At 69.6% G+C, this 17,388-nt stretch carries 16 protein-coding genes; 12 read left to right on the top strand and 4 right to left on the bottom strand.

The annotated features are described in order from the left end of the window. Positions 1 to 44 precede the first annotated feature (44 nt). The gene (locus ACYVGI_RS10900) at positions 45 to 1,085 is read right to left on the bottom strand and encodes an NAD(P)-dependent alcohol dehydrogenase (RefSeq protein ID WP_460632643.1); all 1,041 of its coding nucleotides are present in this window, start codon (positions 1,083 to 1,085) and stop codon (positions 45 to 47) included. 179 nt (positions 1,086 to 1,264) lie between these two features. On the opposite strand from ACYVGI_RS10900, the gene rpsO reads away from it, so the two are divergent. Together rpsO and ACYVGI_RS10890 are read left to right on the top strand one after the other, a co-directional pair. Continuing rightward, on the top strand, positions 1,265 to 1,534 hold the full coding sequence (gene rpsO, locus ACYVGI_RS10895) for a 30S ribosomal protein S15 (protein ID WP_055892416.1): 270 nt from the start codon (positions 1,265 to 1,267) through the stop codon (positions 1,532 to 1,534). Between the two features lie 209 nt (positions 1,535 to 1,743). Next, on the top strand, positions 1,744 to 2,418 hold the full coding sequence (locus tag ACYVGI_RS10890; protein WP_460632642.1) for a lysoplasmalogenase: 675 nt from the start codon (positions 1,744 to 1,746) through the stop codon (positions 2,416 to 2,418). Between the two features lie 76 nt (positions 2,419 to 2,494). Here ACYVGI_RS10890 and ACYVGI_RS10885 read toward each other — a convergent pair whose 3' ends face one another. Further along, entirely contained in the window at positions 2,495 to 3,676 is a 1,182-nt protein-coding gene (locus ACYVGI_RS10885; protein WP_460632641.1) for a low temperature requirement protein A, read from the bottom strand. 65 nt (positions 3,677 to 3,741) lie between these two features. On the opposite strand from ACYVGI_RS10885, the gene ACYVGI_RS10880 reads away from it, so the two are divergent. From ACYVGI_RS10880 to ACYVGI_RS10860, 5 genes are all read left to right on the top strand, one after another. After that, positions 3,742 to 4,212, top strand: coding sequence for a VanZ family protein (locus ACYVGI_RS10880; protein ID WP_460632640.1), 471 nt, complete (start codon positions 3,742 to 3,744; stop codon positions 4,210 to 4,212). Positions 4,213 to 4,223: 11 nt separating this feature from the next. Beyond that, positions 4,224 to 5,366, top strand: coding sequence for an LLM class flavin-dependent oxidoreductase (locus ACYVGI_RS10875; RefSeq protein ID WP_460632639.1), 1,143 nt, complete (start codon positions 4,224 to 4,226; stop codon positions 5,364 to 5,366). After that, complete coding sequence (locus ACYVGI_RS10870; RefSeq protein ID WP_460632638.1) at positions 5,366 to 5,995, top strand: FMN reductase; 630 nt, start codon at positions 5,366 to 5,368, stop codon at positions 5,993 to 5,995. The genes ACYVGI_RS10875 and ACYVGI_RS10870 overlap by 1 nt, the downstream gene beginning before the upstream one ends. 13 nt (positions 5,996 to 6,008) lie before the next feature. Beyond that, positions 6,009 to 6,800, top strand: a complete 792-nt coding sequence (locus tag ACYVGI_RS10865; RefSeq protein WP_460632637.1) for a fructosamine kinase family protein — start codon at positions 6,009 to 6,011, stop codon at positions 6,798 to 6,800. Positions 6,801 to 7,116: 316 nt separating this feature from the next. Beyond that, positions 7,117 to 9,417, top strand: coding sequence for a polyribonucleotide nucleotidyltransferase (locus ACYVGI_RS10860; protein ID WP_460632636.1), 2,301 nt, complete (start codon positions 7,117 to 7,119; stop codon positions 9,415 to 9,417). 145 nt (positions 9,418 to 9,562) lie between these two features. On the opposite strand, the gene ACYVGI_RS10855 is transcribed toward ACYVGI_RS10860, so the two are convergent. Next, positions 9,563 to 10,033, bottom strand: coding sequence for an Lrp/AsnC family transcriptional regulator (locus ACYVGI_RS10855; RefSeq protein ID WP_460632635.1), 471 nt, complete (start codon positions 10,031 to 10,033; stop codon positions 9,563 to 9,565). 234 nt (positions 10,034 to 10,267) lie between these two features. Between ACYVGI_RS10855 and pdhA the strand changes: the two genes are divergently transcribed. Genes pdhA through ACYVGI_RS10840 form a run of 3 tightly spaced genes read left to right on the top strand, consistent with a single transcriptional unit; the run spans position 10,268 to position 13,778 of the window. Further along, positions 10,268 to 11,383: a pyruvate dehydrogenase (acetyl-transferring) E1 component subunit alpha gene (pdhA, locus tag ACYVGI_RS10850; protein ID WP_460632890.1), complete on the top strand. Its 1,116-nt coding sequence runs from the start codon at positions 10,268 to 10,270 to the stop codon at positions 11,381 to 11,383. Further along, a complete protein-coding gene (locus tag ACYVGI_RS10845) occupies positions 11,380 to 12,393 on the top strand; it encodes an alpha-ketoacid dehydrogenase subunit beta (RefSeq protein ID WP_460632634.1) in 1,014 nt (337 codons plus the stop codon). Before pdhA ends, ACYVGI_RS10845 begins: the two co-directional genes overlap by 4 nt. Then, on the top strand, positions 12,390 to 13,778 hold the full coding sequence (locus ACYVGI_RS10840; RefSeq protein WP_460632633.1) for a dihydrolipoamide acetyltransferase family protein: 1,389 nt from the start codon (positions 12,390 to 12,392) through the stop codon (positions 13,776 to 13,778). The genes ACYVGI_RS10845 and ACYVGI_RS10840 overlap by 4 nt, the downstream gene beginning before the upstream one ends. Before the next feature lie 264 nt (positions 13,779 to 14,042). Here ACYVGI_RS10840 and dapD read toward each other — a convergent pair whose 3' ends face one another. Further along, positions 14,043 to 15,032 carry a 2,3,4,5-tetrahydropyridine-2,6-dicarboxylate N-succinyltransferase gene (dapD, locus tag ACYVGI_RS10835; protein ID WP_460632632.1) on the bottom strand — a complete coding sequence of 330 codons (990 nt, stop codon included), beginning with the start codon at positions 15,030 to 15,032 and terminating at the stop codon, positions 14,043 to 14,045. Between the two features lie 17 nt (positions 15,033 to 15,049). Here dapD and dapE point away from each other — a divergent pair, with 17 nt between their 5' ends. Continuing rightward, entirely contained in the window at positions 15,050 to 16,132 is a 1,083-nt protein-coding gene (gene dapE / locus ACYVGI_RS10830; protein WP_460632631.1) for a succinyl-diaminopimelate desuccinylase, read from the top strand. After that, complete coding sequence (locus ACYVGI_RS10825; RefSeq protein ID WP_460632630.1) at positions 16,116 to 17,351, top strand: hypothetical protein; 1,236 nt, start codon at positions 16,116 to 16,118, stop codon at positions 17,349 to 17,351. The genes dapE and ACYVGI_RS10825 overlap by 17 nt, the downstream gene beginning before the upstream one ends. Positions 17,352 to 17,388 lie beyond the last annotated feature (37 nt).

The raw sequence follows: 17,388 nt of genomic DNA, 5'->3' as shown, positions 1-17,388 counted from the left end.
CGCCGCGGCGCGCTCAGCCGTTCCGCCGCTCAGCCGTTCGTCGCTCAGCCGTTCGGCAGGATCACCGCTCTGCCGCGGATCTTCCCCTCGTGCAACCGCTCGTACGCCTTCGGTCCCTCGTCCAGCGAGTACGTCTCGACCTCCACCTCGACGGACCCGGCGCGAGCGAGGTCGAGCACTTCGATCAGCTCGGCGCGGGAACCCCAGTACGGCGTGCGGACCGCCACGTCGTACGCGATGCGCCCGAAGCCGACAGCGAGCGCCCCTCCGCCGATGCCGACGATGGTCACGTCGCCCTCCGTCGCCGCCATCGCACCGGCGAGCTCGACGGTCGGCTGGATGCCCACGAAGTCGAAGACCGCGTCGGCTCCGCGCCCGTGAGTGAGCTCGCGCACCGCCGCCACCGCATCCTGATTCGACAGCATGGCGTGGTGGGCGCCGACAGCCGTCGCCAGGTCGAGCTTCTCCTGGTTGACGTCGAGGGCGATCACGGTCGCGCCGGAGATCGCCCGGAGGATCTGGATGCCGACATGCCCGAGCCCGCCCGTGCCGATCACGACGGCCGTGGTGCCTGCGCCCAGCTTGGGCAGCGAGTTCTTGATCGCGTGGTACGGCGTCAATCCGGCGTCGGTGAGCGACACGTTGGCCACGGGGTCGAGTCCGTCGAGCGGCACCAGGTGGCGCTCGCTGTCGACCACCATGTACTCGGCCATCGAGCCGGGAGCTCCGAGCCCTGGCGGCCGGATGCCCTCCGCCTGTGCGTTGAGGCAGTAGTTCTCCTTGCCCTGCGCGCACATCAGACAGCGGCCGCATCCCCACGGGCCGTACACGGCGACCGCGTCACCCTGCTTCACGCCCGTGACGCCGTCGCCGACGGCCTCGACGACGCCTGCTCCCTCGTGGCCGAGGGTGAGGGGGAGGCCGTAGACGTACTGGTCGGCCGGAAGTCCCATGATGAACTCGTCGGAGTGGCAGACTCCGGCGGCGGTGACCTTCAGCAGCACCTGCCCGGGGCCGATCTGCGGGTCGGGGATCTCGACGACCTCGGGGCGGGAACCGATCTCACGATATTGGAGTGCCTTCATGTGCCGCACGATACTCCGGGCGGCCGTTCTCGGGACAGGCCCGTCGTCCCGCTCGCGCGCGGGGCGCATCCCCGCTGGTCTGGTAAGCTTTCCAGGTTGCCGTCTAACGGCCGCGGATAAAGAGAGCCCAGGCATTCGGCCATCGGGCACCGCGCAACGAGAGAAAGGGGATCACCTCTATGGCACTTGATGCAGACGTCAAGAAGGCGATCATCGAAGAGTACGCGACCCACCCCGGTGACACCGGATCCCCCGAGGTTCAGGTTGCAATCCTGACCAAGCGGATCAAAGACCTCACCGAGCACCTCAAGGAGCACAAGCACGACCACCACTCGCGTCGTGGCCTGCTCCTCCTGGTCGGTCAGCGTCGCCGCCTGCTCGGCTACCTGTCGGACATCGACATCGCCCGTTACCGCTCGCTGATCGAGCGTCTCGGACTCCGCCGATAACGCAGGAGCCATCAGTGGCAGCTCATCGCTGACACCGCGAGCTTCTTACGAACGGGCCGTCACCCTCCGGGTGGCGGCCCGTTTCGTCGTTCCGGCGCACGACTCGTGCGCCGCCTCGCGCCGCCTCCCGCCGCGGTTCGTGCGAAACGTGCGGTCGTCGCGCCCCGCACCGCACGTCTCGCACGAATCGTGACCACTAGAGTCGTCGCGTGGCCTATCGGTTCGTGCCGTACATCGTCGTCGGCGTGGTTCATCTCAGCTGTGTGCTCGCGGGCGCGGAGGCGCTCGTCGCCGTCACGAAGCCGCTGCTGATGCCCGCGCTGTTGGTGTGCCTGCTCTGGGCGCTGCCCGTCCGGCGCGGCGAGGTTGCGCTGCTCGGGTCGCTCGCCGTGCTGTTCGGCTGGCTCGGCGACATCTCGCTGATGGATGCGGGCCCCGGCTTCGTGGTCGGCCTCGGCTTCTTCCTGCTCGGGCACCTCGCATACGTCGTGCTGTTCTGGCGACGGATGCGGTTCCGCCGTCCGCGCTGGTGGAGCGTCGTCTACCTGGCCTGGTTCGCGGCCCTGCTCGCCGTGCTCGCCCCGCACGCCGGCGCCATGCTGGTGCCGCTCGCGGCGTACGGGCTCGCTCTCGTCGCGCTCGGCGCATCCGGAAGCGCGTGCAACCGCTGGATCGCGGTGGGGGCTGCGTGCTTCGTCGTCTCGGACAGCCTGCTCGGCCTGGACCGGTTCCTGCCGGGGTTCGCGCTGTGGCAGGTGGACTTCCTCATCATGCTCACCTACCTCGCCGCGCAGGGGCTGATCTGTTTCGGCATCGTTCGCGCTGTGCGCTCGGCGCGTGCCGCCGCATCCCCGGTGGCGCCCGCGGCACGCCTCGTGCCGTAAGCGCGGTCGCGGAGGCGGGGACCGCACGTTCCGCACGAGTCGTGCGGCGAAGGCGGGGGAAGCGGGGAAGCGGCGGCTAGACGGCGCGCGCGCCGACGGCGCGGTCGACCAGCGTCGCGGCCACGAGCGCCGACGCCACCACGGCGACGCCGATCACCACTCCGAGCAGGCCGATCAGCGGCGACGCGAGTGGCAGCGCCAGCAGAAGGAGCACAGCGATGCCGGTCTTCAGCGGCCGCACCACCACCTCGTCCACCAGCGGCTTGTGCAGCACATACAACAGCAGCAGGAACACCGCGACCGGCACGGCGACCGCGTACTCCACCACGGTGTCGGACACCGCCGCCCCTCCGGAGGAGCCGCGCTGCACCGCCACCTCGAGTCCCGCACCGAGCGCCGCGAGCGAGGCGAACACCAGATAGTGGCCGTAGCCCCAGTAGAACGAGCGGCCGCGCCGCGTGCTCAGCCCTTCCGCCGCAGGTTCGAGGAAGTACAGCCACCACAGGGCGAACAGCAGCACCAGTCCGGCCGAGGCGATCACCACCAGCGTGACCGAGACGCCGTTCGCCTCCAGCGCGTGCTGCACCCCGATGGCCGAGGCCGACACCGACTCGCCCAGCACGATGATCGTGAACAGTCCGTAGCGCTCGGCGATGTGGTGCGGGTGCCAGGACGTCTTCCCGGTCCGCTCCGCCCAGATCGGCACGGAGAGGTCGAGCGCCGCCGCGATCACGAAGGTCAGCACGCCCGTCTCCGGCGGCAGGAACAGCCGCGAAACCCACAGCACCTGCACCGCAGACACTCCCGCCGCGTAGCGGAACGCCGTCGCCCTGCCCTGTGGATGCTCGATCCCGGCCCTGATCCACTGGCTCACCAGCCCGACGCGCATGATCAGGTAGCCGATCGTGATGGCCGTGAAGTCGCTCCCGGCGAACGCGCTCGGCACACCGGCCGCGAGCACGAGCACACCGCCCATCTGCACGAGCGTCGTGATCCGGTACGGCACATCGTCGGTGTCGTACGCGGAGGCGAACCAGGTGAAGTTCATCCACGCCCACCAGATGGCGAAGAACACCATCAGGTACGGCCCGATGTCGGTGGAGAGTTTCCCGCTCAGCGTCGCGTCCGCGAGCTGGGCGGCGACCTGGGCGATGGCGACCACGAAGGTCAGGTCGAAGAGAAGTTCGAGCGGGCTCGAGACGCGGTGGGCTTCGTCCGTGGCGCGGCCGGTCATCGGGATGCGGAAGGCGCTGGTCATGCGTTCATTCTGGCCGAGGGCCGCGCGGTGTGCGCCGATGCGCGGCGTGCGCCAGCATAGGGGGTATGTTCCGCCGCCATCCCGTACTCCTCGCCGTCACGGCCCTCTATCTGCTCGCCGTCGCCTGGATCACGCTGTCGCCGCAGCCGCAGGACTCGGCGGAGAATCACTTCATCCGCGATGTCATCGCGCAGATCGGCCGCTTCCCGCCCACCTCCTGGGTCACGTACAGCGGCGTCGAGTTCACGGCGAACATCGCCATGTTCGTGCCGATGGGGGTGCTGTTCACGCTGCTGCTCGGGATGCGCAGGTGGTGGATCGCCCTCATCGTCGGTTTCGCGGCGACCTGCGCGATCGAGTTCACCCAGCTCTTCCTGCCGACGAGATACAGCGACGTGCGCGACATCATCGCGAACACGGCGGGCACGGCGATCGGCATCGGGATCGTCGCGCTCGTTGTCTGGCTGAGGGGGCGCGGGAATAGTCGGGCCACCCCGTCCGTTGATGACGATATCCATGCAAACGCATTGAAATAGGAGCAGCGGAAATGCAGTTCGGAATCTTCAGTGTCGGCGACATCACCACCGACCCCACCACCGGTCAGACGCCGACCGACGCCTCGCGTCTGCAGGACGTCCTCACGATCGCCCAGCACGCGGAAGAGGTCGGCCTCGACGTCTTCGCGATGGGCGAGCACCACAACCCGCCGTTCTTCCCGTCGAGCCCCGTCGCCATCAACAGCTACCTCGCGGCCAAGACCAACCGCATCATCCTGTCGACGGCCACGACGCTGATCACCACGAACGACCCCGTGCGCATCGCGGAGGAGTACGCGATGCTGCAGCACCTGTCCGGCGGACGGATGGACCTCACGCTCGGCCGCGGCAACACTGGCCCCGTGTACCCGTGGTTCGGCGAGGACATCCGCCAGGGCATCCCGCTCGCGCTCGAGAAGTACGCGCTGCTGCGCCGCCTCTGGACAGAGGACTTCGTGGACTGGGAAGGCAAGTTCCGCACCCCGCTCCAGGGCTTCCAGTCCACCCCGCGCCCCCTCGACGACGTGCCCCCGTTCGTCTGGCACGGCAGCATCCGCAGCCCGGAGATCGCCGAGCAGGCCGCGTATTACGGCGACGGCTTCTTCGCGAACCACATCTTCTGGCCGGCATCGCACACCCAGCAAATGGTGGCGCTCTACCGTCAGCGCTTCGAGCACTACGGTCACGGCACCGCCGACCAGGCGATCGTCGGTCTCGGTGGTCAGGTCTTCATGCGCAAGAACTCGCAGGATGCGGTGGCCGAGTTCCGTCCGTACTTCGACAATGCGCCGGTGTACGGCCACGGCCCGACCCTGGAGGAGTTCACCTCGCAGACGCCGCTGACCGTCGGCAGCCCGCAGGAGGTCATCGACCGCACGCTCGGCTTCCGCGACTACGTCGGCGACTACCAGCGCCAGCTCTGGCTGATGGACCACGCCGGACTCCCGCTGAAGACCGTGCTGGAGCAGCTCGACATCCTCGGCGAGGAGGTCGTGCCGGTGCTCCGGAAGGAGTTCGCGAAGGACCGCCCCGCCCACGTGCCGGACGGCCCCACCCACGCCGCGATGGTCGCGGAGCGCGACGCCGCAGAGCTCGTCGCCGAGGCCGACGCGGCGGCCGCCAGCAGCGCATCCACTGTTTCGGAGGTGAAGTGATGACCGCCCGTAAGATCGCCGTGGTCTCCGCCGGCCTCAGCCAGCCGTCGTCCTCTCGGCTCCTGGCCGACCGGCTCGCGGAGGCGACGGTGCGCAGGCTCGAAGAGCAGGGCATCGAGGTCGAGGTGACCACGATCGAGCTGCGCGACGTTGCGAAGGACGTGACGAACAACCTCCTCGCCGGATTCCCCAGCCCCGCGCTCGCCGACGTCGTCGAGACGGTGACGGGAGCGGACGGCCTGATCGCGGTGACGCCGGTCTTCACAACCAGCTACAGCGGCATGTTCAAGTCGTTCTTCGATATCCTCGACCCGACCGCCCTCGACGGGATGCCCGTGCTCATCGGCGCGACCGGCGGCACCGACCGTCACTCGCTGGCCCTCGACTACGCCATGCGCCCTATGTTCACCTACCTGCACAGCGTGGTCGTTCCGACCTCCGTCTACGCGGCGTCGGCGGACTGGGGGAGCGGAGCGGACACCGTGAAGGCTCTGCCGGACCGCATCGAGCGCGCCGCGGGTGAGCTCGCTGCGCTGGTCAGCGCGTCCGACCGCTCGGCGCAGGTGAAGGACCCGTTCGCGCTGGACGGCGACTTCGCCTCCATGATCGGCGGGTTCCAGGGCGACTGAGTATGTTCGGGGGATGAGCCGCGAGACCGTCGAGAAGACCAGACAGGACGCACCGGAGCTGTTCTTCGAGGCCGAGGCGGCCGGACTGCGCTGGCTGCGCGACGCGACAGCGGCCGGCGGCGCCAGGGTGGTCGGCGTCGTGGAGGTCGCCCCGGGCCGGATCGTGCTGCGGCGGGTCGACGAGATCCGCCCCGACCGGGATGCCGCCCGCGCGTTCGGCGCGGCGCTCGCCGTGACGCACGCCGCGGGCGCTGCCGCGTTCGGCGCGCGGCCCGACGGCTGGAACGGCCCGCTCTACATCGGCAAGCGGCCGCTGCCCGCCGCGGAGGAGACGTCGTGGGGGCGGTTCTACGCTCGCGACCGCATCCAGCCATACCTCGACATCGCGGTCAACGCCGGAGGGGTCGCGCCGTCGCAGCTCCCCGTGATCGCCGCCGCCGTTGAGCGAATCGACTCGGGCGAGCTGGACGATGAGGAGCCGCCGGCGCGCATCCACGGCGACCTGTGGAACGGCAACCTGCTGTGGGATGCGCGCGGCGGCATCCTGATCGACCCCGCCGCCCATGGCGGCCACCGCGAGACCGACCTGGCGATGCTCGCCCTGTTCGGCGCCCCGCATCTCGACCAGATCGTCGCCGGCTACGACGCCGCCGCGCCGTTGCGCGCCGGCTGGCGGGAGCGTATCCCGCTGCACCAACTGCATCCACTGGCCGTGCACGCGGCGTCGTACGGGCCGTCGTATGGCGACGCGCTGGCGGAGGCCGCGCGCGCCACGCTCGCTCTTCCCGCCGGTTTGCCGGGCTGACCTGCTAGGATTCTTGTGGTTGGCTGTATGCCGACCGTAACTCAATACTGAGTACCAAACGGAGCAGGCTGGCAGGAGCTGGTCCTCGGTGGTGGTATCCGGATGCGCAGCACGCGCAACCGTGTATTTCTACTGATGGCCAGACGGGCACAGAACCGCGCACGGGGTGTCGACGCCACACGGTGGTCGATGCTGCTGCGCGCAGGAAGCCGCACGTACACGGAGGACTTCCGTGTCGATCTGCCTGTTCCCCTGCTCCGATGGAGGAGTCGCCGCCCATACGGGGCGACGACGTAAAACAAAGGAGAAAGACCTCTTGGAAGGTCCCGAAATCAAGTTCGCCGAAGCAGTCCTGGACAATGGACGCTTCGGCACCCGCACGGTCCGGTTCGAAACCGGACGCCTCGCACAGCAGGCACAGGGCGCCGTCGCCGCCTACCTCGACGAGGAGACCATGCTGCTGAGCGCGACGAGCGCAAGCAAGCACCCGAAGGACAACTTCGACTTCTTCCCGCTGACCGTCGACGTCGAAGAGCGTTCGTACGCAGCAGGCAAGATCCCCGGCTCGTTCTTCCGTCGTGAGGGCCGCCCCTCCACCGAGGCGATCCTCGTCTGCCGCCTCATCGACCGGCCCCTGCGTCCGTCGTTCGTCGACGGCCTGCGCAACGAGGTCCAGATCGTCATCACCGTCCTGAGCATCGCTCCCGACGAGTTCTACGACGCTCTCGCGATCAACGCCGCATCCATGTCGACCCAGATCTCCGGCCTGCCGTTCAGCGGCCCGATCGCCGCAGTGCGCCTGGCGCTCATCCCCGGCAACGGTGCTGCAGAAGACCAGTGGATCGCGTTCCCGAAGGCGTCGCAGCTCGAGGAGGCCGTCTTCGACATCGTCGTCGCCGGTCGCGTGATCACCGACAAGAACGGCCAGGAAGACGTCGCGATCATGATGGTCGAGGCCGAGGCCACCGAGGGTAGCTGGAACCTCATCCAGGGCGGCGCCACCAAGCCGAACGAAGAGGTCGTCGCACAGGGCCTCGAGGCCGCGAAGCCGTTCCTCAAGCAGCTCGTCGCCGCGCAGAACGTCGTCGCGCAGCAGGCAGCGAAGGACATCGCCGACTACCCGGTGTTCCTGCCGTACTCGCAGGAGACCTACGACAACGTCGCAGGGCTCGCGTACGACGAGCTCGTCAACGTCTACCAGATCGCCGACAAGATCGAGCGTCAGAACGCCGACGACTCGCTCAAGGAGCGCGTCAAGGTGGCGCTGACCGAGAAGGTCGAGGCCGGTGCGCTTCCCGCTGAGACGCTCACGCAGTTCTCCGCGGCGTACAAGTCGGTCTCCAAGGTCGTCATGCGCGGACGCGTCCTGCGCGAGGGCATCCGCATCGACGGCCGTGGCCTGACCGACATCCGTCCGCTCGACGCCGAGGTGCAGGTCATCCCGCGCGTCCACGGTTCGGCGATCTTCCAGCGCGGAGAGACCCAGATCCTGGGCGTCACCACGCTGAACATGCTCAAGATGGAGCAGCAGATCGACTCGCTGTCTCCCGTCACCAAGAAGCGCTACCTGCACCACTACAACTTCCCGCCCTACTCGACCGGTGAGACCGGCCGTGTCGGTTCGCCGAAGCGTCGCGAGATCGGGCACGGCTTCCTCGCCGAGCGCGCGCTCGTGCCGGTGCTACCGAGCCGCGACGAGTTCCCGTACGCGATCCGTCAGGTGTCCGAGGCTCTCGGCTCCAACGGCTCGACGTCGATGGGCTCTGTCTGCGCATCCACGCTGTCGCTGCTGAACGCCGGTGTGCCGCTGCGCGCCCCGGTCGCCGGCATCGCGATGGGCCTCATCTCCGACACGGTCGACGGTGAGACCCGCTACGCGGCCCTCACCGACATCCTGGGTGCGGAGGACGCGCTCGGCGACATGGACTTCAAGGTCGCAGGCACGAGCGAGTTCGTCACGGCGATCCAGCTCGACACCAAGCTCGACGGCATCCCCTCCGCGGTGCTCGCCGGTGCGCTGAAGCAGGCGAAGGATGCTCGTACGACCATCCTGAGCGTGCTGAACGCCGCCATCGACCAGCCCGACGAGATGGCCCCGACCGCGCCCCGCGTGATCTCGGTCCAGATCCCCGTCGACAAGATCGGTGAGCTGATCGGCCCGAAGGGCAAGACGATCAACGCCATCCAGGACGAGACCGGCGCCGACATCTCCATCGAGGAGGACGGCACCGTCTACATCGGCGCCGTCGACGGCCCGTCGGCCGAGGCCGCCCGCGCCCAGGTGAACGCGATCGCGAACCCCACCAACCCGGAGGTCGGCGAGCAGTTCCTCGGAACCGTCGTCAAGATCGCCGCGTTCGGTGCGTTCGTCTCGCTCCTGCCAGGCAAGGACGGTCTGCTGCACATCTCCGAGGTGCGCAAGCTCGCCGGTGGCAAGCGCGTCGAGAACGTCGAGGACGTGCTCGGTGTCGGCCAGAAGATCCTGGTGGAGATCACCAAGATCGACGACCGCGGAAAGCTGTCGCTCGCCCCGGTGCTCGCCGAGGCCGACGACGCGGACACGCACGGCCGCGACGCTGCCAGCGAGGGCCCCACGGCTCCCGCCGAAGGCGAGTAGTCCCGTTCCACACGAAGGCCGCGCAGACTCCGTCTGCGCGGCCTTCGTCGTCCCCACCCGTCCCCGCAGCAATCGAGCCCAGGCTTTTTCACGGCAAAACCGGCGTTTGCGGTGAAAAAGCCTGGGCTCGATTGCTGCCGGGAGGTCAGCGGGCGGCGTCGCGGGCGAGGAGGGGATGGAGGCGGTACGGGATGAGCTCGCCCATGTCGAGGGCGGTCTCCGCGCGCTCGACGCCGTCGGCGGCCTGGATGGCGCCGGTGATGCGGAACAGGTCCTCCGCATCCGTGCAGACCACCCGCACCAGCAGATCCGACGGCCCGGACAGACCGTGCGCCGACACGATCTCCGGGATGGTGGCGAGCTGCTCGACGATCGACGCGAGCTTCTGCTGGTGCACGTGCACCGTCACGAACGCCGCGAGCGGGTAGCCCGCGGCGATGGCGCTGATGCGCCTGTCGAACGACAGGAACACCCCGGAGCGCTCCAGTTCGGCCACCCGGGACTGCACCGTGTTGCGGCTCAGCCCGAGCCGGTCGGCGAGCGACACGTTGGTCGCTCTGGGGTCTTCGGCGATGGCCACGAGGATGCGTCGGTCGGTGCTGTCGATAGTGCGCATAGTGTGAAAGCTAGCACGCGGCGACACGCCCGAATAGTGCAGAGTGCACGGTCGACACGCCGATGGTTGTGCGGGGTGATCCGAAAGCGTAACGTTCCGACTAATTCCGGCAAGGAGGCCGGAAGCCGGTTCATGGCGCCACAAGCGCGAGGACCGGACGTGAGAGTGAAGGTTGCGTGAACCGTGACGATCGACAATCAACCTGGCATCCGGATGTCCGACGACGACGGCCGGATGGACGACGTACACCTCGGTGAGCTCCGTCTCGGCGGCATCGACACCGTGCAGCTCCTGACTCCCGACGGGATGCGGTTGAGCGACGATCGGTACGACGGCTGGATCTCAGACATCGGCGACGACCAGCTCCTCTCGTTCTACGAGGACATGGTCGTCATCCGCCGCATCGACACGGAGGCCACCGCTCTGCAGCGCCAGGGCGAGCTCGGCCTGTGGCCGCCGCTGCTCGGCCAGGAGGCCGCCCAGATCGGGTCCGGCCGCGCCCTCCGCTCCGACGACTTCGTGTTCTCCAGCTATCGCGAGAACGGCGTCGCGTATTGCCGCGGCGCCCAGCTCACCGACCTGGTGCGCGTGTGGCGCGGTACGGCGCAGTCCGGCTGGAACCCGTACGACATCAACATGGCGACCCCGCAGGTCATCATCGGCGCTCAGACGCTGCACGCCACCGGATACGCGCTCGGCATCCAGGCAGACGGCACAGATGCGGTCGCCGTCGCGTACTTCGGCGACGGCGCGACCAGCGAGGGCGATGTGAACGAGGCGATGATCTTCGCCGCCACCTACGCCGCACCCGTCATCTTCTTCTGCCAGAACAACCAGTACGCGATCTCCGAGCCCGTCTCGCTGCAGGCGCAGCGGCCGATCGCCGAGCGCGCGCCCGGCTTCGGCATCCCGAGCGTTCGGGTGGACGGCAACGACGTGCTGGCCGTACTCGCGGTGATGCGTTCCGCGCTGGAGCGGGCGCGGACGGGCGGCGGCCCGACGTTCATCGAGGCCGTCACCTACCGGATGGGGCCGCACACCACCGCGGACGACCCCACCCGCTACCGCGACCCCGCCGAGCTGGAGCAGTGGAAGGTGAAAGACCCGATCGCACGCGTCGGCGCATACCTCAGCAGGCAGGGTGCGCTGTCCGCCGAGCGCGAGGAGCAGGTCGCGGCGAAGGCGGACACCGTGGCCGCAGAGCTGCGCGCCGGCTGCGTCTCGCTTCCCGACCCCGATCCGATGACCGTGTTCGACAACGTGTACGCGGAGGCGCACACCGGGATCGCCCGGCAGCGCGACCACTACTCGCGCTACCTCAGAACCTTCGTCGGAGGTGACGGGCGATGACCACCCTCACGATGGCGAAAGCCATCAACGCCGGTCTGCGCGCGGCGCTGGCAGGCGACGAGCGCGTCGTGCTGATGGGCGAGGACATCGGCACTCTCGGCGGCGTCTACCGCGTCACGGACGGCCTGCAGACCGAGTTCGGCCCGCGGAGGGTGATGGATTCGCCGCTGGCCGAGTCCGGCATCCTGGGCACGGCCGTCGGCATGGCGTACCGCGGCTACCGTCCGGTGGTGGAGATCCAGTTCGACGGGTTCATCTATCCGGCGTTCGACCAGATCGTCAGCCAGGTGGCGCGGATGCACTACCGCACGGCCGGTGCTGTCCGGATGCCGATCACGATCCGCGTCCCGTTCGCCGGGGGGATCGGCGCCGCGGAACACCACTCCGACTCGCCAGAGGCCTACTTCGCGCACGCCGCCGGCCTGCGCGTCGTGAGTCCGTCGAGCCCGGAGGACGCTTACACGCTCATCCAGCAGGCCATCGCCTCCGACGACCCCGTGCTCTACTTCGAGCCGAAGCGCCGCTATCACGTCAAGGGCGAGGTGGACGAGACGGCCGACCTGTCCGACGCCCGTCCGATGGGCACGGCGAGGGTCGTCGTCCCCGGCGACGACGTGACGCTCGTCACCTACGGCGGCCTGGTGCAGACGGCTCGGGATGCGGCTGCCGCCGCCTCCGACGACGGCCTGTCCGTCGAGGTGATCGACCTGCGCTCGCTCTCCCCGCTCGACGTCGACACGGTGGCGGAGTCCGTGCGCAAGACCGGCCGCCTGGTGATCTCGCACGAGGCGGCGCTGTCTGGCGGGATGGGTGCGGAGATCGCCGCGTCCATCACCGAGCGCTGCTTCTACTCCCTGGAGCACGCCCCTGTGCGCGTGACAGGGCACGACATCCCGTACCCGGCCGCGAAGCTGGAGGGCGCGCACCTGCCCGACCTCGACCGCATCCTGGACGGGGTCGACCGCGCGATGGACCGCCCGAACTCGCTGACCGGGGTGGAGGAGCTGTGACCGTCAAGGAGTTCGCCCTGCCGGACCTCGGGGAGGGTCTGACGGAGTCGGAGCTGGTGAGCTGGAAGGTGGCCGTCGGCGACACGGTGCAACTCAACCAGATCATCGCCGAGGTGGAGACCGCGAAGGCGCTCGTGGAGCTGCCGGCGCCGTACGAGGGCCGGGTGTCGCAACTGTTCGTGGAGCCGGGCGTGACCGTGGCAGTGGGCGAGCGGATCGTGGCGTTCGAGGTCGGAGCACCGGAGGGATCAGGTGCAGGGGATTCCGGTGCCGCGGAGTCCGGTGCGGCGGAGTCCGGTCTCGCGGAGTCGTCGCCTGATGCGCCGACGGTGACGCCGACGGTGGATGCGGCGGTCGCTGCCGACGCACCGGAGCCGAACCTCGTCGGGTACGGCGCGAAGGCGGACTCGACCACGCGGCCGCAGCGGCGCGCCCGCCTCGGCATGGTCGCCGTCTCCGTGGCGACGCCTTCGCAGCGTCACGCTGTCGCGGGTGAGCGCCCTCGGGCGACGCCTCCCGTGCGCAAGCTGGCGCGCGAGCGCGGCGTGGACCTCGCGAGCATCGCGGGGACGGGGGAGCGCGGGCTGGTGACGCGTCACGACGTCGAGGCGCACCTGGCTGTGCCGGCCGCGCCCGCGGCACACGCAGCTTCCGCCGCGCAGATGCCTGCTGCGGCGTCGGGGGCGCGGGAGACGCGCATCCCGATCAAGGGCGTGCGCAAGGCGACGGCAGACGCGATGGTGCGCAGCGCGTTCACCGCGCCGCAGGCGACCGTCTTCCTGACGGTCGACGCCACCCCGACCATGGAGTTGCTCGACCGCCTCCGCGCCGCCACGGACGCGCAGGAGCGCCGCCCCGGCCTGCTCACCGTGATCGCGAAGGCGCTCTGCATCGCCGTGCGCCGCACCCCGGAGGTCAACGCCCGCTGGGATGAGGCCGCGCAGGAGATCGTGCAGTTCGGCTACGTGAACCTCGGGATCGCGGCGGCCACTCCGCGCGGGCTGGTCGTGCCGACGATCCGGGATGCGGACGCGCTCGGCCTCGGCGACCTGGCCGCGAGCATCCGGAGCCTTGCGGAGACGGCACGGGCAGGACGGACGACGCCGGAGAGCATGTCGGGCGGCACGATCACGATCACGAACGTCGGCGTGTTCGGAATCGACGCGGGAACGCCCATCCTGACGCCGGGGGAGGCCGCGATCCTCGCGGTCGGCGCCGTGCGGCGGCAGCCGTGGGAGCACCGCGGCGAGGTCGCCCTGCGCGACGTGCTGACGCTGGCGCTCTCGTTCGACCACCGCCTGGTCGACGGCGAGCAGGCTGCCCGCTTCATCGCCGACATCGGCAGGATCGTCGCCGACCCTGCCTCCGTCATCGCCCTGGTCTGACCCGGCCGCAGCGCCCGCAGCGCCCGCAGCGCCCGCAGCGCCCGGCTCTCCGTTCGGAAGGAGAAACCGTGCGCTGCCGCCCGGTTCTCCGTTCGAACGGAGAACCGGGCGGCGCGTCGCCCGGGAGTTCCTGCCGAACCCTTACGCAGGAACTCCCGCGCGACACGCCGACGCGAACTCCGTTCGGAAGGAGTCTGCGGCACGCAGTGCCCGCGTCTCCGTTCGAAAGGAGATTCGGGCGGGGATGGGGCGGCGGAGGGCGCGCTAGGCGTGCAGCGCCGCGTTGAGCTCGATGCCGCCGCCGGCGCGGCGCAGGACCTCGACGGCGCCCGTGAGCGAGTTGCGGCGGAAGAGCAGGCCGGGGACTCCGGAGAGCTCGACGGCCTTGACCGTGCGCGGCGAGCCGTCAGCGGTGGCGGCGTCGCCGACGAGGACCACCTTGGTGCCGGCCGTCACGTAGAGTCCGGCCTCCACGACCGTGTCGTCGCCGATCGAGATGCCGATGCCCGAGTTCGCGCCGAGCAGGGCGCGCTCGCCGATCGCGACGCGCTGCGTGCCACCGCCGCTCAGCGTGCCCATGATGGACGCGCCGCCGCCGATGTCCGACCCGTCTCCGACCACGACGCCCTGCGAGATGCGGCCCTCGACCATCGAGGCGCCGAGGGTGCCCGCGTTGAAGTTCACGAACCCCTCGTGCATCACCGTCGTCCCCGGCGCGAGGTGCGCGCCGAGGCGCACGCGCGACGCGTCCGCGATGCGTACGCGGTCCGGCGTCACGTAGTCGAGCAGCCGCGGGAACTTGTCGATGCCCGTCACGTGGATGCCCGCGCGCTGCAACTGGGGGCGCAGTCGGGAGAAGTCGGCGGGATGCACGGGGCCGGCGTTCGTCCACGCCACGATCGGCAGGTGGCCGAAGACGCCGTCGAGGTTGAGCGTGTTGGGGGCGGCGAGCAGGTGGGAGAGGAGGTGGAGGCGGAGGTACGCATCCGGGGTCGACGCGGGGGGAGCATCCAGATCGATCTCCACCGTCACGATGTCCACGCGCACGTTGCGGCGGGCGTCCTCGACGGCCAGCGCCTCGAACTCCGCCGGCGCGATCCAGCGGTCGCGCCCGGCCGGAATCGAGCCGAGGCGCGGCTCGGGGAACCAGGTGTCGAGCACGGTGCCGTCGCCGGCGACGGTCGCGAGGCCGTAGCCCCAGGCGGTGCGGGGGGATGCGGGCGCGGCGGATTCGGAGGAAACGTCGGAGGGCATGGCTCTAGATTAGTAGCGTGCCTCTCGACCTCAGCGCTTCGTCCATCGACATCACCCGCCAGATCTGCGACATCGAGTCGGTGTCCGGCAACGAGAAGGAACTGGCAGACGCCATCGTGGAGGCCCTCAGCGGCCTCGGCCATCTGGAGATCATCAGGGATGGCGACACGGTCGTGGCCCGTACCAACCTCGGCAGGGACCGCCGCGCCGTCATCGCCGGTCACATCGACACCGTCCCGCTGAACGACAACCTCCCCACCAGGTTCGAGACGATCGACGGCATCCAGTACCTGTGGGGTCGCGGCACCGTCGACATGAAGTCGGGCACCGCGGTGCAGCTCAAGCTCGCGGCCGAGCTCACCGACCCCGCCATCGACATCACCTGGATGTGGTACGACCACGAGGAGGTCTCCGCCGACCTCAACGGCCTCGGCCGCCTCGCCCGCAACCGCCCGGACCTGTTCGAGGGCGACTTCGCCATCCTGGGCGAGCCGAGCAACGGTGTCGTCGAGGGCGGCTGCAACGGCAACCTCCGCGTCGAGGTCCGCACCTACGGGCTCCGCGCCCACTCTGCGCGCGGCTGGATCGGCGAGAACGCCATCCATAAGGCCACGCCCATCCTCGACACTCTGGCCGCGTACCAGGCGTGCGAGGTCGAGGTCGACGGACTCGTCTACCGCGAAGGTCTCAACGCGGTCGGGATCAGCGGCGGGGTGGCAGGCAACATCATCCCGGACGAGTGCATGGTGCACATCAACTACCGGTTCGCGCCGTCGCGCAGCTCCGAGGACGCCATCGCGCACATGCACGAGCTGTTCGGCGACTACGAGATCACCGTCGTCGACCGGGCGGACGGCGCCCGTCCTGGGCTGGATGCCCCGCTCGCGCAGGAGTTCCTCGCAGCGGTCGGCGGGGTGGCGAAGCCGAAGTACGGCTGGACGGATGTGGCGCGGTTCAGCGCTATGGGCATCCCCGCCGTCAACTATGGTCCTGGCGACCCGCTGAAGGCGCACGCCGACGACGAGCGCGTCGCCGTCGACCAGATCACCGCCGTCGAGGCGGGACTCCGCGCCTGGCTCACCGGTGCTACCCGCCGCTGAGCTGGACGCTCCGCAGCAGGCGGGGCCGATTCGGCGAGCCTGGGCGCGCTGGTGGGTGCCCGTCCTCGCGGTGTACGCGGCCAGCAGGGTCGTCTCGACCGTCCTGCTGCTGATCTTCGCGAGCGTGCAGGGGCAGAACCCCTGGACGGGCGCGCATCCCGACTACTTCTCGTTCGCGACGATCTGGGACGGACTCTGGTACAACATCGTCGCCGTCTCCGGCTACCCGTCCAGCCTGCCGACCGTCGACGGCATCCACGTCACGGAGAACGCCTGGGCGTTCATGCCCGGCTATCCCGGCCTGGTGAACGTGGTCATGTTCCTGACCAGGATGCCCTGGGCGCCCGCCGCGGTCACCGTGTCCGTGCTCTGCGGCGCGGGCGCTGCGCTCGTGTTCTACCGGCTGATGCTTCGGGTGGGCCTGTCGGCGTCGACCAGCCTGTTCGCGGTCGTGCTGTTCTGCCTCTCTCCGGTGTCGCCGCTGTTCCAGCTCGCGTACGCCGAGTCGCTGTACCTGCTGCTGCTCGCCACCGCGCTGCTGCTCCTGGTGGAGCGCCGCTACGGCTGGCTGTTCCCCGTGGTCACCGTCATGGCGTTCACCAGACCGAGCGGGCTCGCATTCGCCCTGGCGCTCGGGATGCACGTGATCTACCGCTGGGTGGTGCGCCGTCGCGACCCGTTCCCGGTGCGCGACCGCATCCTCAGCGTTTCGCTGACGGTGTTCAGCGGGCTGGCCGGGCTGGCCTGGCCGGCCATCGCCGCACTGGTGACCGGGTCGCTCACGGCGTACACCGACACGGAACTCGCCTGGCGAGCGCCGTACATCGGCTACCAGCACCTCGTGCCGTTCTCGTCCTGGTTCCAGGGCGCGTACTGGTGGTCGAACACCATGCTCGGGCTTCCTGGCTGGCTAGGCATCGCGGTGCTGGTCATCGTGCTCGCCCTGTTCGCCATCGCCCTGTTCTCGCCGGGGGTGCGCAGCCTCGGCGCCGACCTGCGGTTCTGGATCGTGGCGTACGCGCTCTATCTGCTCGCTGTGTTCTTCCCGCAGTCGAGCACGTTCCGGCTTCTCATGCCGCTGTTCCCGCTGCTCGGCGCGATGGCGCTGCCCCGCAGCAGGGTGTACCGGGTCGGCCTGGTGGTGCTGTTCGTCGCGCTGCAGGTGGGCTGGCTCGCGGTGGCGTGGGGCGTCGACGGAGCCGACTGGTCGCCGCCGTGATCGGCCGCTCGCCCCGAACGCGGGTGGATCCGATTTC

It is taken from the genome of Leifsonia lichenia (genome assembly GCF_054780215.1).
Note: the sequence above shows the minus strand (reverse complement) of the source record. Positions and strands in the feature narration are given on the sequence as shown.